We start from the raw sequence: 16,222 nt of genomic DNA, 5'->3' as shown, positions 1-16,222 counted from the left end.
CGATTCAGAACTTTCAAAATAATCATCTTTTATCCCCAACGTGTGTCTCCACTAACATATGAGGCTCTAGAAAGGAGGTGTTCCAGCCGCACCTTCCGGTACGGCTACCTTGTTACGACTTAGCCCTAGTTACCAGTTTTACCCTAGGCAGCTCCTTGCGGTCACCGACTTCAGGCACCCCCAGCTTCCATGGCTTGACGGGCGGTGTGTACAAGGCCCGGGAACGTATTCACCGGATCATGGCTGATATCCGATTACTAGCGATTCCAGCTTCACGGAGTCGAGTTGCAGACTCCGATCCGAACTGTGACCGGCTTTATAGATTCGCTCCTGGTCGCCCAGTGGCTGCTCTCTGTACCGGCCATTGTAGCACGTGTGTAGCCCAAGGCGTAAGGGCCGTGATGATTTGACGTCATCCCCACCTTCCTCACAGTTTGCACTGGCAGTCTTGTTAGAGTTCCCGACACTACTCGCTGGCAACTAACAACAGGGGTTGCGCTCGTTATAGGACTTAACCTGACACCTCACGGCACGAGCTGACGACAACCATGCAGCACCTTGTAAACTGTCTTGCGAAAGATCTGTTTCCAAATCGGTCAGTCTGCATTTAAGCCTTGGTAAGGTTCCTCGCGTATCATCGAATTAAACCACATGCTCCACCGCTTGTGCGGGCCCCCGTCAATTCCTTTGAGTTTCAAACTTGCGTTCGTACTCCCCAGGTGGGATACTTATCACTTTCGCTTAGCCACTGAAGTTGCCCCCAACAGCTAGTATCCATCGTTTACGGCGTGGACTACCAGGGTATCTAATCCTGTTCGCTACCCACGCTTTCGTCCATCAGCGTCAATCCATTAGTAGTAACCTGCCTTCGCAATTGGTATTCCATGTAATCTCTAAGCATTTCACCGCTACACTACATATTCTAGTTACTTCCTAATAATTCAAGTTCAGCAGTATCAATGGCCGTTCCACCGTTGAGCGATGGGCTTTCACCACTGACTTACTAAACCGCCTACGGACCCTTTAAACCCAATGATTCCGGATAACGCTTGGATCCTCCGTATTACCGCGGCTGCTGGCACGGAGTTAGCCGATCCTTATTCTTACGATACCGTCAAGCTGATTCACGAATCAGTGTTTCTTCTCGTATAAAAGCAGTTTACAATCCATAGGACCGTCATCCTGCACGCGGCATGGCTGGATCAGGCTTGCGCCCATTGTCCAATATTCCTCACTGCTGCCTCCCGTAGGAGTCTGGTCCGTGTCTCAGTACCAGTGTGGGGGATCTCCCTCTCAGGACCCCTACCCATCGTAGCCATGGTAAGCCGTTACCTTACCATCTAGCTAATGGGACGCATGCTCATCTTTTACCGTTGTGACTTTAATAATGTGTTGATGCCAACTCACTATACTATGGGGTATTAATCCAAATTTCTCTGGGCTATCCCCCTGTAAAAGGTAGATTGCATACGCGTTACGCACCCGTGCGCCGGTCTCTCCCGCCCGAAAGCGGGATACCCCTCGACTTGCATGTGTTAAGCCTGCCGCTAGCGTTCATCCTGAGCCAGGATCAAACTCTTCATCGTATATTGTAAATATTATATTGCGACGAATATCTATCGGTTCTTTTTCGAATCTCTCGATTCCATTACTCTTATTTTTTTGTTCTAACATCTCTGTTAAAACGGCTGTCAATTCAATATGTCTACGAACGTAATTTCTTTGTCTTTCCGCTTGTCTCTCAAAGCGGGTGCAAAACTAAAACTTCTTTTTGTTTCCTGCAAGAAAAATTTAAAAAAAATTGAAACTTTTTTTCGTCTCCGTTTTCTATTTTTTTCTCCCAATCTCTCAATGAACTTTCCCTGTTTTGCGGGGTGCAAATGTAAAAAGCATTTTCAAATCTCACAAGCTTTTTTGAATCTTTTTTTTTGAAAATTTCTTCTCTTTTAATTCTTATTACCTGTCAGTATTTCAGTGAACGACTTCGTTGTTGCGGGTGCAAAAGTACCACCTTTATTTACATTTACAACCCTTTTCTTTATATTTTTTCCATCTTTTTTAAAACTTTTTCTTAACTAACTCATAACAGCTTGGTTACAATTTAAACTTTTTTTACAAAATGTAAGTTTTTTCCTTTTACTAACTCGCTTTTCGTATTTTTAGCAGCTTTGGGTTTAACCATTTTACAGAGTTTACAGCTTTTTCATCCCTTTTCTGAAGAAATTTCAAGTTTCAAAGTTTCTTTTTATGTCGCTTTTAATCCCAAAAACTACTAAGACCCCTGGTTTTAACTTCTCTTTCTTCTGAAAAGCCATATCCTAGCCCCGATAGAAGTGAAAATCCTTTTGCTTTTTTCTTTAAAAAGAAAAAGATTGAAGCGCATAGCGGGAATAGCTACTAATATGAATCAATAATCCAACTCTTAAACTTATACCATTATATATATGTATAAAAAAAACAATCCTGATAGTATTAAGTAACTATCGGAATTGTTTTTTAGTAAATATTCAAGATCTTATTTCTTAGCAGGGAACTTCCAATCGAATTCATCTTTATCATTAATTATAGCTCCTATTTCGAATTTTACAACTTCTTCGAATTCAGTTTGCAGAATAAACCAGTTATCTTCGTTGAAATAGTTTTCGAAAGTATCAAAAGTTTCCTGAGTATATTTTGTAATTCCTTTAGTCGCCATGTCTTTTTTTACATCTGCAATTTTTCTACCTATTAACTTAAATCCAAAAACCTCGAGATCATTACTGGAAGCAACTACATATCCTAATTTTAAGTCTTCATCCTGATAAAATGTTAATCTAATTTTATATGTATTGTAAACAAAAATGACATTATCATCTTCATCCTTGTAATTCTTATCAGGTTTTCCTAAAGCTGCTGTCACATCATTTTGCTTCATTCCGAAAAGCAATTTATCAATTCCTGATTTTAGATTTATTTTCATATTCGTTATTAATTTTTAAAATGTAAATTTTGCGAAGTTTTTATAAACTCTTCAATTTTTGTTTTAGTTTTTCTTTGACTTCCTCAAACCATTCGTTTTTTAGAATACTCAAAACAATAGAATCACGACGGACTTCACTATTTGCAGTTGGCATATGACTTCTCAAAACACCTTCTACTTTACAGCCAATACTTTTCATTGCTGCAATACTTCTTTCGTTATTATTATCTGCACGGAATTCTACACGTTCTAATCCGAGAGTTTCAAACGCAAACTGAAGCAATAAAAATTTGCAATGTTTATTAAGTCCGGTTCCTCTAAAAGCAGAACCGTACCAGGTATATCCTAATTGAAGTGTCTTAAAATCTAAGTTTATATCGTAAAAACGAGTTGAGCCTGCATATTTTTGAGATTTTTTATCAAAAACGATAAAAGGAAATTCTTTTTTAGCCTCTCTTGCTTTTACGGCAGACTGAATATAATTTATCAGATTTTCTTTTCCATCGGCGCCAACTAGAGAATATTTCCATGTCTCAGGTTCGTTAATGGAAATTTCTAGTAAATTTTGAACATCTGATTCCTGAAGCGAACGTAATAAAACGAAATCATCTTCTAAAACTATATTTTTTGTGAAATTGAAATCTGATGCCATATTATATTTTTTAAAGAATCTTATAACTTTTCGTAGTAGCTATTCGAAAAAGACTCACGAAATAATCGAAAGATTCACAAAGATTTTTGAAAAAGAATTTAAGATTATTGAAGCAGAAAATTACTCACTCATTTCGTCATAGCGTTCCGGAACTTGCGGATCATATAAAGGACATTTGAATTCTTCCAGTACATCGACCAGTTTGTTCATTGTTTTACCTTCGGTTCCGTAGCAGTCTATTTTGATGCTCTGCGGTGTGGTTATAATTTGAAAAGCACCTTTTCCTGTGTTATTTTGCCAGCTGTTTTCATCTACTCTTTCCCATTGCGAGAAAACAGAATTGATTCGGTTAAGGATTAGCTGTACAGGGAGAATTTCGAGACCATCAACTTCCTGCTTTTCAAGTAAAGCTTCATAAACTTCCTGATTGTTCAGGTAAATTTCGTCTAAATATCTCCAAAAAAGCAGTTCATACATAACGAGGTCGTGTTTTTAGCCCCGATAGCAGCGGCATCCTTTTGTGGCGGTGTTCGCCACAAAAGATACAGCGAATAGCGGGATCAGCTCCTGAAAAAGCTAATAGTTATATATTTTAATATTCGAAAGTTCCGTATTCGCTGGAGATAGTCAGTTTTTTAGCATCAGCAGCTTCTACTCTTCCTACGATTTGTGCGTCAACATTGAATGATTTTGAAATCTCGATAATATCCTGAGCAATATTTTCAGGAACGTAAATTTCCATACGGTGACCGCAGTTGAAAACCTGATACATTTCTTTCCAGTCGGTTTTTGATTGTTCCTGAATCAGTTTGAACAATGGCGGAACCGGAAATAAATTGTCTTTTATAATATGTAAATTTTGAACGAAATGTAAAATTTTAGTCTGTGCTCCTCCACTGCAATGCACCATTCCGTGAATTTCGTTTGGTGTATAGTTATCTAAAATTTTCTTGATAATTGGCGCATACGTTCTGGTTGGCGAAAGCACCAACTGACCTGCGTTTATTGGACTGTTTTCTACAGCATCAGTCAAATTAACCTGACCTGAATAAATCAATTCTTCAGGAACGGCTGCGTCAAAACTTTCAGGATATTTTTTAGCTAAATATTTTCCAAAAACATCGTGGCGTGCAGATGTTAATCCGTTGCTCCCCATTCCGCCGTTATAGCTTTTTTCGTAAGTTGCCTGACCAAAAGAAGCCAAACCAACGATTACGTCTCCAGCCTGAATATTTGCATTATCTACGACATTGGAGCGTTTCATACGGGCTGTAACGGTTGAATCTACAATAATAGTACGAACCACATCTCCAACATCAGCAGTTTCTCCTCCTGTTGAATGAATGGTTACTCCGAAAGATTTTAATTCGTTGATTAATTCTTCTGTTCCGTTAATGATTGCTGAGATAACTTCGGCTGGAATTAAATTTTTATTTCTTCCGATAGTGGATGAAAGCAAAATATTATCGGTTGCTCCAACACATAACAAATCATCAATATTCATAATTAAAGCATCCTGCGCAATTCCTTTCCAGACTGAAATATCTCCGGTTTCTTTCCAATACATATACGCCAAAGACGATTTTGTACCTGCTCCGTCAGCATGCATAATCAGGCAGTGTTCTTGGTCCTGTGTTAAATAATCAGGAACGATTTTACAGAATGCCTGCGGGAATAAACCTTTATCAATATTTTTTATGGCGTTGTGTACGTCTTCTTTTGATGCCGAAACACCTCTTTGTGCGTACCTTTTGCTAGAATCTGAACTCATGAAACTTAGTTTGTGTTGAATGTGGGGCAAAGATAATCCCTTTTTTTAATTCTTTGATGATTCGTAAGTTTGATTGACAAAAAAATCCAATCTAACTTAAAATGTTACCATTCAATTTCTTTTAATCCCTTCGCTTTCAGGAAAGTATTTGTCTGGCTAAAATGTTTGTTTCCAAACCAAAACCCTCTGTTGGCACTTAAAGGCGAAGGATGTCCTGATTTTAAAATATGATGTTTTGAAGCATCAATCAAAGTTGCTTTTTTTTGAGCAAAACCTCCCCAAAGCAGGAAAACAACATTTTCTTTTTCAGCAGAAATTTGTTTGATAACGGCATCCGTAAATTTTTCCCAACCCTTTCCCTGATGGCTTCCGGCTTCAGATTGTCTGACTGTCAGAGTTGCATTTAAAAGAAAAACACCCTGATCTGCCCAACGTTCTAAATTTCCTGTTTTTGGAAGCGGCTTATTTAAATCTGTTTCAATTTCTTTGAATATATTATACAGGGATGGAGGAAACGGAATCCCGTCATTGACAGAAAAACACAATCCATTCGCCTGATTAGGACCGTGATAAGGATCTTGTCCAATAATTACCACTTTTACCTGATCGAAATGGCAATGATCAAAAGCGGAAAAAATCTGGCTGCCTTTTGGATAACAGACTTTCGTCGTGTATTCAGATTTTACGAAAGAAATCAATTCGGTGAAATATGGTTTTTCAAATTCTTCATTCAAAACCGGCTTCCATGAATCATGCATTTTTACGTCCATACTTTTTTTATGCGAATTTCAGGATTTTTTTATTGAAATCATATCTGCAGCGAATAAAATAACACCTATAAACTTTACAGCATTCATTGCTACTATTTTTGTATTTTTGTCTTCACTTTCTTAAAGAAATTAAATGATTAGTATTACCGAAAAAACATTACAAGACTTACAATTTCCAACAGTACTCGAAACCATCTCAGCCGGTTGTAATACAGATATAGGAAAAGAAAAAGCTTTACAAATAACACCATTTAGAGACAAAGAAACTTTGATGCAGGCCTTAATGCAGACATCTGAATATGTTTCGTCTTTTGAAAATAACAATGCCATTCCGAATCACGGATTTGACGCCATCACGCATGAAATTAAGTTTTTGGCCATTGAAGACAGTTTTCTTGAAGTGGGAAGTTTCAGAAAAATTGCCAATCTTTCTTCCACGACAAATGTCTTATTGAATTTCTTACGAAAGTTTGATGATTATTATCCAAACCTAAATGCAAGAGCTTCACGTGTTGAACTGACCAAAGAGATCATCACTGCAATTGATGCGATTGTAGACAAATACGGAGAAATAAAAGACAATGCTTCTCCTGCTTTATTAAGTATTCGCCAAAATATGAATTTGGTTCGCGGGAAAGTAAACCAAAGTTTTGGTGTGGCATTAACCCAATATAATGGTTTAGGATATCTGGATGATATTAAGGAGAGTTTTGTACAAAATCGTAGAGTTTTAGCAGTTTTAGCGATGTATCGCCGTAAAGTAAAAGGTTCTATTTTAGGAAGTTCCAAAACAGGAAGTATTGCTTATATTGAACCTGAAGCTACTTTGAAATATTCCCGCGAATTAGCGAATTTAGAATACGAAGAGAAAGAAGAAATTACGAGAATTTTAAAGAATTTATCGAATATCATTCGGCCATATCTTCCATTATTAATTGAATATCAGGATTTTTTAAGTGATATAGATGTCGTTGCCGGAAAAGCAAAATATGCCAACAGAATCAACGGAATTTTACCAGCCATTACAGACGAAAGAAGATTGTTCTTTAGAGAAGCGTATCATCCAATTTTGTATCTGAACAACAAACAAAAAAAGAAGTTACCCATCCGCAGACCATCGAACTGAAACAAGAAAACAGAATTATTGTAATTTCAGGTCCAAATGCCGGAGGAAAAACAATTTCCCTGAAAACGGTTGGATTATTACAATTAATGCTGCAATCCGGAATTTTAATTCCGGTTCATGAAAGAAGTGAAACATTCTTATTTGACAGAATCTTAACTGATATTGGAGATAATCAGTCCATTGAAAATCATTTAAGCACTTACAGCTACCGATTAAAAAACATGAATTATTTTTTGAAGAAATGTAATCATAAGACCATGTTTTTAATTGATGAGTTTGGTACAGGTTCTGATCCTGAGCTGGGTGGTGCTCTGGCTGAAATTTTCCTTGAAGAATTTTATCATCGTGAAGCGTTCGGGATTATCACAACACATTACTCCAATTTAAAGATTCTGGCTAACGAATTGCCATATGCAACGAACGCGAATATGATGTTTGATGAAAAGTCACTTGAACCGATGTACAAACTGGCTCTGGGTCAGGCCGGAAGTTCGTTTACTTTTGAGGTTGCTTTGAAAAACGGTATTCCGTTTGGATTGATTAATCGTGCGAAAAAGAAGATTGAAGTTGGTAAAGTCCGTTTTGATAAAACTATAGCTACGCTTCAAAAAGAAAGATCAAAACTGGAAAAAACTTCTCTGAATTTAAAAGAAGAAGAAACCCGAGCGCGTGAAGAAAGCAAAAAGATGGAAAATATCAATACCAGAATCCAGCAGAAACTGGAAAGCTACCAGGAATTGTATGACAGTAATCAAAAAATAATTTACATCGGTCAAAAAATTGATGATATTGCCGAGAAATATTTCAACAATAAAAACAAAAAAGAACTTATTGGTGAATTCCTGAAGATTGTTGAGATAGAAAACTCAAAACGTAAAAAAGCAACTCCAAAAGAAGCGAAAGCTATAGTGGAAAAGAAAAAAGAAGTTATTGCGGAAGTACAAGTAAAAGTTGAAGAAATCCGAAAAGAGAAAAAAGAAAAGAAACTTAAACCAGTTATAGAGAAACCAAAACCTATTTTAAAGGTTGGTGACAGGGTAAGAATGTTGGATGGAAGATCTGTTGGAAGTATTGATGCTATTGAAAAAAATAAAGCAACTGTTAATTACGGAATCTTTACTTCGAAAGTAAGTCTGGACGAATTGGAATTGGTTGAAGCGGTTAAAAAGTAATTTTATACTATGCAAAACTTGCCTAAAAATAAAAAAATAATCCTCTTTGACGGCGTTTGCAATCTCTGCAACGGAGCAGTTCAGTTTATTATCAAACACGATAAAAAAGACACTTTTCGTTTTGCAGCCTTGCAATCAGATTTGGGAAAAGACATTTGCAGTTATATTAATGTTGATCAGACTAAAATTGACAGTATTATTTTATACAATCCCGGAGTCGCTTATTATTATAAATCGTCTGCAGCTATTGAAATTACAAATGACTTAGGAGGGATTTACAGTTTAATTTCTGTTTTTAAAATTTTACCCGAAAAACTTCGAAATTACATTTACGATTATATTGCCCGAAACCGTTACAAATGGTATGGCAAAAAAGATAGCTGTATGATTCCTACTCCGGAACTGAAGACTAAGTTTCTTTAGAAAAATTCCAAATTTAAAATTCAAATTGTTCTCAGTTATAATTCTGAAGAAATGTTAGAAACAAAATCCCAAACTTCAATTTTACAATTGGAATTTGGGATTTTAAATATTTGAAAATTAAAAGATTTATCTAATCAATTTTCTGTATTTCAAACGTTTTGGAGTTAAATCACCCCCAAGACGTTTCTTTTTGTTTTCTTCGTAATCAGAGAAACTTCCTTCGAAGAAATAAACTTCAGAATCTCCTTCGAAAGCCAGAATATGTGTACAAATTCTGTCTAAGAACCATCTGTCGTGTGAAATAATAACGGCACAACCGGCAAAATTCTCTAAACCTTCTTCAAGTGCACGAAGTGTATTTACATCAAGGTCGTTTGTAGGCTCATCCAGTAAAAGTACGTTTCCTTCTTCTTTCAAAGTCATTGCCAAGTGTAAACGGTTACGTTCTCCACCGGAAAGCATTGACACTTTCTTGTTTTGCTCACCACCTCCAAAGTTGAAACGTGATAAATATGCTCTTGAATTCACTTGTTTACCACCCATCATAATCAATTCCTGACCATCTGCAAAGTTTTCCCAGATAGATTTATTCGGATCAATATTAGAGTGTGACTGATCCACGTAAGCTATTTTCACCGTTTCCCCAACAGAAAATTCTCCGCTGTCTGTAGCTTGCTCGCCCATAATCATTTTGAAAATGGTAGATTTACCAGCACCGTTTGGCCCGATAATTCCAACAATTCCGGCTTGTGGCAAAGTGAAATTTAAATTATCATACAATAATTTGTCACCAAAAGCTTTGGCAACACTTTTTGCTTCAATAACATTTGTTCCTAAACGTGGACCATTTGGAATGTAGATTTCCAAATTCTCATCTAATTGTTTTTGGTCTTCATTTAATAATTTATCGTAGTTCTGTAAACGCGCTTTTTGTTTGGTCTGACGACCTTTTGCTCCCTGACGAACCCAGTCAAGCTCACGCTCTAAAGTTTTTCTGCGTTTAGAAGCCACTTTTTCTTCCTGAGCCATACGGTTTGATTTTTGGTCTAACCATGAAGAATAATTTCCTTTCCACGGAATACCTTCTCCTCTATCCAACTCTAAAATCCATCCTGCTACATTATCCAGGAAATAACGATCGTGCGTTACAGCAATTACAGTTCCTGAATATTGCGCTAAATGCTGCTCTAACCAAAGAACTGATTCAGCATCAAGGTGGTTAGTAGGCTCATCCAGAAGCAATACATCCGGCTGTTGCAACAACAAACGACATAAAGCTACACGACGACGCTCACCTCCCGAAAGGTTTTTGATAGGTGTATCCCCTTCCGGCGTACGCAAAGCATCCATTGCGATTTCAAGTTTGGTATCGATTTCCCAGGCGCCAAGAGCATCAATTTTGTCTTGTAAAGCCGCCTGACGATCCATCAGTTTATCCATTTTGTCCGGATCTGAGTAGTTTTCTTCAAGACCAAACAAATCATTGATTTGATTGTATTCTTCTAAAACTGCCATAGTTTCAGCAGCTCCTTCACGAACAATTTCGATAACTGTTTTAGAATCATCCAGAATTGGCTCCTGCTCCAAATACCCAACTGTATATCCTGGCTGAAAAACCACATCACCCTGATAGTTTTTATCAACACCTGCAATAATTTTTAAAAGAGAAGATTTTCCGGAACCGTTAAGACCTAAAATCCCAATTTTTGCTCCGTAAAAGAAACTCAAATAAATATTCTTAAGTACTGGCTTGTCTGCTCCCTGATAGGTTTTACTCAATTTCTGCATTGAGAAAATTACTTTCTTATCGTCTGACATTTGTTTTTATTTTTATTAATTATTTTTTATTGATTTTATATTGCAATTGTTTTTTTGCAATTAATATTGAATTTTTCTTAAACTCTCCCTTTTAAAGCATTAAAAACCCAGGCATTAGCAAAAAAACCAACACCAACAGCACCAAAGCCCCAGCCAGACACATCACTGTATCTAAAAATCCCAAGACCTATAAGCAACAATCCCATAAGTACCATTATAAAAGTAGCCCATCCTAAAACGGTATTTTTATTCATTCCCATAATTGTGTAATTAATTTAAAGAGGTATTATTTTTTTAGAAATGCAAATATCGTGAATTTTCACGGCTTAATTAAAAATTTTATACAGCATTTCTTTTAGAAGATCTGATTGAGGTAAAGCATTAGCACCTACACCTTTGCTTTTTATATCAACATCTCTTAGAGCCCCTACAATCTGACTCACTTTTCGCATTGGATAGTTCTTTACAGCTAAATCGTATTCTTTTAAAAAATAAGGATTTACTCCAATTGCTGCAGCTACATTTTTAGGATTTTTATCTTTTAGTCCATGGTATTTTAAAAGCTGTACGAAAAATCCAAAAACTAATCCGGTTGTCATTACAAGTGGATATTCTTTTGGATTATGAGCGAAATTTTCGGCAATTTTATAAGCTCTTAATTGGTTGCGTTCACCAATTGCTTTTCGAAGTTCATAAACGTTATAATCTTTGCTGAAACCAATATTTTCCTCAATATGCTGAGGCGTAATCATGATACCCTGAGGTAAAATAATCTGTAATTTCTCTAATTCATTATTAATTTTACTTAAATCAGTCCCTAAAAACTCTACCAACATGGCATTTGCTTTTGGATCAATGGTATATTTTTTTCCGGCAAGAACACGCTTAATCCAGTCTCCTACCTGATTTTCGTATAACTTTTTACTTTCATATACGATTCCATTTTGCGCTAATAATTTAGTCACTTTTTTACGTTTATCAAGTGTTTTGTATTTATAACAAAATACCAAAACCGTTGTATCCATTGGATTATTGACATAAGATTCAATTTTATCAATAGTCCTTGATAAATCCTGGGCCTCTTTTACAATAACAACCTGGCGGTCTGCCATCATGGGATAACGCTTTGCAGTTGAAACTATATCTTCTACAGAAACATCCCTCCCATATAAAACCGTCTGATTGAATCCTTTCTCTTCTTCTGAAAGGACATTCTGCTCAATATATTCCGATAATTTATCAATGTAATAAGGTTCTTCACCCATTAAAAAATAAATTGGCTTTATATTTCCGGCTTTTATATCATTAACAATTTTTACAACTTCGTCCATTCAAATTTGTTTCAAGTTTCAGGTTTCAGGTTTGTTTCAATAACTTGAAACTTTAAACCTGAAACCTGAAACTATTTTATATTTTTGCTTTATGCAGCGATTAAATTTTCCAATCTATAATTTTCGATTCAAAAATAACGAAAATAAAGTGTCCATTTTTGATGAAATCAGAAAAAAATTCATAATTCTTACCCCCGAAGAATGGGTTCGTCAGCATGTTGTTCATTATTTAATAAATGAAAAAAAATACCCCAGATCGCTCATAAACGTAGAGAAAGTTTTGATGATCAATGGTTTACGAAAACGCTATGATGTTGTAGTTTTTAATCCGGATGGTTCAATACACATATTAGTAGAATGTAAAGCACCCGAAGTAAAAATATCGCAAGCAACTTTTGATCAGATTGCGCGTTATAATATGACAATGCAGGCACGGTTTTTGAAAGTCACAAATGGTCTGCATCATTATTATTGTCAGATGGATTTTGAAAATGAAAAATATGAGTTTTTAAAATCCCTTCCCGATTACAAAGAAATTTATTAAATTATTAAAAATATTACTTTTGGATAAAATTGCTGTTGTCATTTTAAATTGGAATGGAATAAAATTATTAGAGCAATTTTTGCCATCAGTAATTCAATTTTCTTCCGATGCTGCTATATATGTAGCAGACAATGCCTCAACCGATGATTCCCTAAAATTTGTTCAGCAGCATTTTCCAACCGTAAAAATCATTAAAAATACTGGTAACCATGGCTTTGCCAGAGGGTACAATGATGCTTTAAAAGAAGTTAATGCTGAAATTTATGCTTTAGTCAATTCGGATATTGAAGTAACAGAAAACTGGCTTAAACCCATAATTGAAACTTTCGAAGCAGAAAAACAAACTGCTATTATACAACCTAAAATCCTTGATTTTAAGAATAAAGAATATTTTGAATATGCAGGGGCTGCAGGTGGTTTTGTTGATAAATATGGATATCCATTTTGCAGAGGGCGTATTTTTGATACTATAGAAAAAGATAATGGACAGTATGATGACAATTGCGAAATATTCTGGGCTTCGGGGGCTTGTTTCTTTATCAGAAAAGAGGTTTACGATGAACTGGAAGGATTTGATGAATCGTTTTTTGCACATCAGGAAGAAATTGACCTATGCTGGCGTGCTTTAAATGAAGGCCATATCATTAAATATAATCCTAAATCTGTTGTTTATCATATTGGTGGAGCAACTTTACAACAGGGTAATCCAAAAAAAACGTATTTGAATTTTAGAAATTCACTTTTGATGCTGGTAAAAAATCTTCCTAAAAGGAAATTGTTTTTTATTATTTTATTCAGAATGATCTTAGATGGCATTGCCGGAATCCGATTTTTAACACAAGGAAAATTTAAACATACGCTAGCAGTCTTACATGCGCATTTTTCATTCTATTACATGTCAGCATCTTATCTAAAAAAGAGAAAAGATTTTCAAATAGAGAAATACTACACTGTAAAAAGTATCGTTTTCATATATTATATAAAGAAATTGACTTTTTTTAAAGAAATCTTTAACAGTAATCAAAATATTAAGAATTAAATTTGTAAATCAACGTCTAATTAAATTTAACATTATGAGAAAAATAGCAATTGCTTTAACTGTCCTTATGGCTCTAACATCGTGTGTTTCTAAGAAGAAATATGCTGAATTAGAAGCTAAAAACAAAGAAACCCAAGACTTACTAAATTCATGCACGGTTAAACTTAATGCCTGTCTCGAAGAAAAAGCTGGTCTGGCTGCAACAGCTGCAAGCTATAAAGAGCACAATCAGGATTTAATCAATAGTTCTAAAGATCTAACAGTTTTAACTACTAAAGGAGCAGAAAATCTTGAGAAATCATTAGAAAGCTTAAAAGAAAAAGATCTTAAAATATCAAGGCTTCAGGATGCTCTTACTAAAAAAGACAGTGTAACTCTGGCATTAGTTACAAGTTTAAAAGGCGCTGTGGGAATCAACGACCCAGATATCGAAATCAACGTTGAAAAAGGAGTTGTATTTATTTCTATCGCTGACAAATTATTATTTAAAAGTGGAAGCTATGATGTAACTGATAAAGCAAAATCAGTTTTAGCAAAAGTAGCAAAAGTAGTAAACGACAAACCTGATTTTGAGTGTATGGTTGAAGGTCATACGGATAACGTTCCTTATAAAAGCAACGGAATTTTGTTAGACAACTGGGATTTAAGTGTGAAACGTTCTACTTCTATTGTTAGAGTATTGACAAACGATTTAGGAGTAAATCCGGCTAAATTAATTGCAGCAGGTAGAAGCTCTTATATTCCTTTGGTACCAAATGATACTGCTGAAAACAAAGGTAAAAACAGAAGAACCCGTATTGTTGTTATGCCGAAAATCGATCAGTTCTATGATATGATTGAAAAAGAAATGAAAAAACAACAGCAGTAATAATTCACTTTATATTATTTACAAAAAAGCAGGTCTCAATTGACCTGCTTTTTTTATGCTCACCAATAAAACATATTACTATCTTTTAACTAACTAAATTTAACTATTCTAAAGTTACTTAAAATTTTCCAATAGTTATTCCGTTTAAGTATTTTTTTTACAAAATATCAATATCTCCTTTTCCTTCCCTTACAATTACCGGATCATGTTCAGAGAGATCTATGATGGTAGAGCCAACATTATCGCCATACCCTCCATCAATAACCATATCAACAAGATTTTGCCATTTCTCAAAAATCAATTCAGGATCAGTAGTGTATTCAATCACATCATCTTCATCCCGTATTGATGTTGAAACAACAGGATTGCCTAATTGCCTTACAATTTCGAGAATAATATTGTTATCAGGAACACGTATCCCTACAGTTGTTTTCTTTTTAAATTCTTTAGGCAAATTATTATTACCCGGTAAAATAAACGTATAAGGACCTGGCAATGCTCTTTTTAGTATTTTAAAAGTAGAAGTATTAATCTGTCTCACATAATCTGATAAATTACTCAGGTCGTGACAGATAAAAGAGAAATTCGCTTTTTCTAATTTAACTCCTTTAATTTTTGCAATTTTTTCTAAAGCCCTTGAATTAGTTATATCGCAACCCAGACCGTAAACAGTATCTGTTGGGTAAATAACTAAACCACCATTCTGAAGTACTTTCACTACTTTTGCAATTGCAGCTTCACTAGGTTTGTCGGGGTATATTTTTATAAATTCGGCCATAAATATGGGTTAAGACTAACGCTCGTTTTTATTTTCGCGACACTCTATTAATTTTTGTTTACAAATCTCTAAATCAGTAATATTATATTTTTTATTTACTTCTATAGTATTTTTTAATTCCTTTATATATTTATCCTTTTCTGATATTTTTTTCTTAAGTTCATTTATTAATTCCTGATTATTTGGAGTTAAATTTCCACTTTCTTTATTCTTTTCAATTAATCTGTTTAATTCTAAAAGTTTATCTTCTTTTATCTTATTTTGTATCTGAAGATTTTTTAATCTGTCGAGTAATAATTTATTAGAATCCAGAAGATCTTTAGTATTCTTTAGTACATTATTTGCATTAATAGTATCAGTCTTTTCTGTACTTAGATTACTAATACTATCTTTAAACCTTAGAAGCAACACCTTTTGTTTATTTACAATCTCCATTTTAGATCTGAGTAAACTTTCGTTTTCTTTTTTTAATTTTTTATTCTCTAAAAATAAATCATTATTCTCCCACCAATTTCTATTTTTTAATTCAAAAGGAAATATTGATGCCAAATTCAAACTACTATTATTTATTCCTGCAGCAGTTCGATTATTTTCATTTGAATAACCAAATTTGCTATTTGAAGTAATTGCATTTATACCAGAAGCATTTACAAAAATAAGAAGGCCGTTAAAAAAGGCAAATAACCAGTATTCTGTTTTAATACTTGTTTTTTTTAAAGTCATAATTATTGAAATTAGCATGCTAAAAACTAATGCTATAATTCGATAATACAATGGTTCCAAATTATTGTGAATATCTAATGAGCCAATAACTATGCACAACAACCAAACTGCGCCAGCAGTTCCTGCCAAAGTGTAAAAATTCGTAGATTTATAAAAATCTTCAGGTAAATTATTATTTACTTTATTAGTAGTTATAGCATCCATTTCTCTTGTCTTTAAAATTATTATGTGAATATAATGAATTTAAC

General features: G+C 34.7%; 14 protein-coding genes, 1 rRNA gene and 1 pseudogene. 5 read left to right on the top strand and 11 right to left on the bottom strand.

The features are described from left to right. Positions 1-70: 70 nt before the first annotated feature. From P5P89_RS17430 to P5P89_RS17405, 6 genes are all read right to left on the bottom strand, one after another. Positions 71-1,586, bottom strand: a 16S ribosomal RNA gene (locus P5P89_RS17430). 929 nt (positions 1,587-2,515) lie between these two features. After that, positions 2,516-2,959 carry a hypothetical protein gene (locus P5P89_RS17425; protein ID WP_278009458.1) on the bottom strand — a complete coding sequence of 148 codons (444 nt, stop codon included), beginning with the start codon at positions 2,957-2,959 and terminating at the stop codon, positions 2,516-2,518. A gap of 40 nt (positions 2,960-2,999) precedes the next feature. Continuing rightward, entirely contained in the window at positions 3,000-3,611 is a 612-nt protein-coding gene (locus P5P89_RS17420) for a GNAT family N-acetyltransferase (protein WP_278009457.1), read from the bottom strand. A 120-nt stretch (positions 3,612-3,731) separates the two neighbouring features. Continuing rightward, entirely contained in the window at positions 3,732-4,088 is a 357-nt protein-coding gene (locus tag P5P89_RS17415; protein WP_278009456.1) for a hypothetical protein, read from the bottom strand. Positions 4,089-4,203: 115 nt separating this feature from the next. Further along, on the bottom strand, positions 4,204-5,382 hold the full coding sequence (locus tag P5P89_RS17410) for an AIR synthase related protein (protein ID WP_278009455.1): 1,179 nt from the start codon (positions 5,380-5,382) through the stop codon (positions 4,204-4,206). A gap of 104 nt (positions 5,383-5,486) precedes the next feature. Next, positions 5,487-6,152 carry a uracil-DNA glycosylase gene (locus P5P89_RS17405; protein ID WP_278009454.1) on the bottom strand — a complete coding sequence of 222 codons (666 nt, stop codon included), beginning with the start codon at positions 6,150-6,152 and terminating at the stop codon, positions 5,487-5,489. 133 nt (positions 6,153-6,285) lie between these two features. On the opposite strand from P5P89_RS17405, the pseudogene P5P89_RS17400 reads away from it, so the two are divergent. Both P5P89_RS17400 and P5P89_RS17395 read left to right on the top strand, forming a co-directional pair. After that, a pseudogene (locus P5P89_RS17400) lies at positions 6,286-8,450 on the top strand (endonuclease MutS2). A gap of 9 nt (positions 8,451-8,459) precedes the next feature. Then, a complete protein-coding gene (locus tag P5P89_RS17395; protein WP_278009453.1) occupies positions 8,460-8,873 on the top strand; it encodes a thiol-disulfide oxidoreductase DCC family protein in 414 nt (137 codons plus the stop codon). 126 nt (positions 8,874-8,999) lie between these two features. On the opposite strand, the gene ettA is transcribed toward P5P89_RS17395, so the two are convergent. The 3 genes from ettA to holA all read right to left on the bottom strand — a co-directional run bounded on the left by ettA (position 9,000) and on the right by holA (position 12,022). Next, entirely contained in the window at positions 9,000-10,691 is a 1,692-nt protein-coding gene (ettA, locus tag P5P89_RS17390; RefSeq protein WP_278009452.1) for an energy-dependent translational throttle protein EttA, read from the bottom strand. Between the two features lie 77 nt (positions 10,692-10,768). Continuing rightward, entirely contained in the window at positions 10,769-10,951 is a 183-nt protein-coding gene (locus tag P5P89_RS17385) for a CAL67264 family membrane protein (protein WP_163410748.1), read from the bottom strand. A 66-nt stretch (positions 10,952-11,017) separates the two neighbouring features. Next, positions 11,018-12,022 carry a DNA polymerase III subunit delta gene (gene holA, locus P5P89_RS17380; protein WP_278009451.1) on the bottom strand — a complete coding sequence of 335 codons (1,005 nt, stop codon included), beginning with the start codon at positions 12,020-12,022 and terminating at the stop codon, positions 11,018-11,020. 91 nt (positions 12,023-12,113) lie between these two features. On the opposite strand from holA, the gene P5P89_RS17375 reads away from it, so the two are divergent. Genes P5P89_RS17375 through P5P89_RS17365 form a run of 3 tightly spaced genes read left to right on the top strand, consistent with a single transcriptional unit; the run spans position 12,114 to position 14,473 of the window. Beyond that, positions 12,114-12,566 carry a type I restriction enzyme HsdR N-terminal domain-containing protein gene (locus P5P89_RS17375; protein WP_278009450.1) on the top strand — a complete coding sequence of 151 codons (453 nt, stop codon included), beginning with the start codon at positions 12,114-12,116 and terminating at the stop codon, positions 12,564-12,566. 19 nt (positions 12,567-12,585) lie between these two features. After that, positions 12,586-13,605, top strand: a complete 1,020-nt coding sequence (locus P5P89_RS17370; RefSeq protein ID WP_278009449.1) for a glycosyltransferase family 2 protein — start codon at positions 12,586-12,588, stop codon at positions 13,603-13,605. Positions 13,606-13,639: 34 nt separating this feature from the next. After that, positions 13,640-14,473 (top strand): OmpA/MotB family protein, encoded by an 834-nt coding sequence (locus P5P89_RS17365; RefSeq protein WP_269235771.1) that lies wholly within the window; start codon positions 13,640-13,642, stop codon positions 14,471-14,473. Positions 14,474-14,630: 157 nt separating this feature from the next. Here the strand turns inward: P5P89_RS17365 and P5P89_RS17360 are convergent, their stop codons facing one another. Together P5P89_RS17360 and P5P89_RS17355 are read right to left on the bottom strand one after the other, a co-directional pair. Next, the gene (locus tag P5P89_RS17360; RefSeq protein ID WP_278009448.1) at positions 14,631-15,251 is read right to left on the bottom strand and encodes an L-threonylcarbamoyladenylate synthase; all 621 of its coding nucleotides are present in this window, start codon (positions 15,249-15,251) and stop codon (positions 14,631-14,633) included. 15 nt (positions 15,252-15,266) lie between these two features. Continuing rightward, positions 15,267-16,178 carry a hypothetical protein gene (locus tag P5P89_RS17355; RefSeq protein WP_278009447.1) on the bottom strand — a complete coding sequence of 304 codons (912 nt, stop codon included), beginning with the start codon at positions 16,176-16,178 and terminating at the stop codon, positions 15,267-15,269. Positions 16,179-16,222 lie beyond the last annotated feature (44 nt).

The organism is Flavobacterium gyeonganense (genome assembly GCF_029625295.1).
Lineage (GTDB): Bacteria > Bacteroidota > Bacteroidia > Flavobacteriales > Flavobacteriaceae > Flavobacterium > Flavobacterium gyeonganense.
Note: the sequence above shows the minus strand (reverse complement) of the source record. Positions and strands in the feature narration are given on the sequence as shown.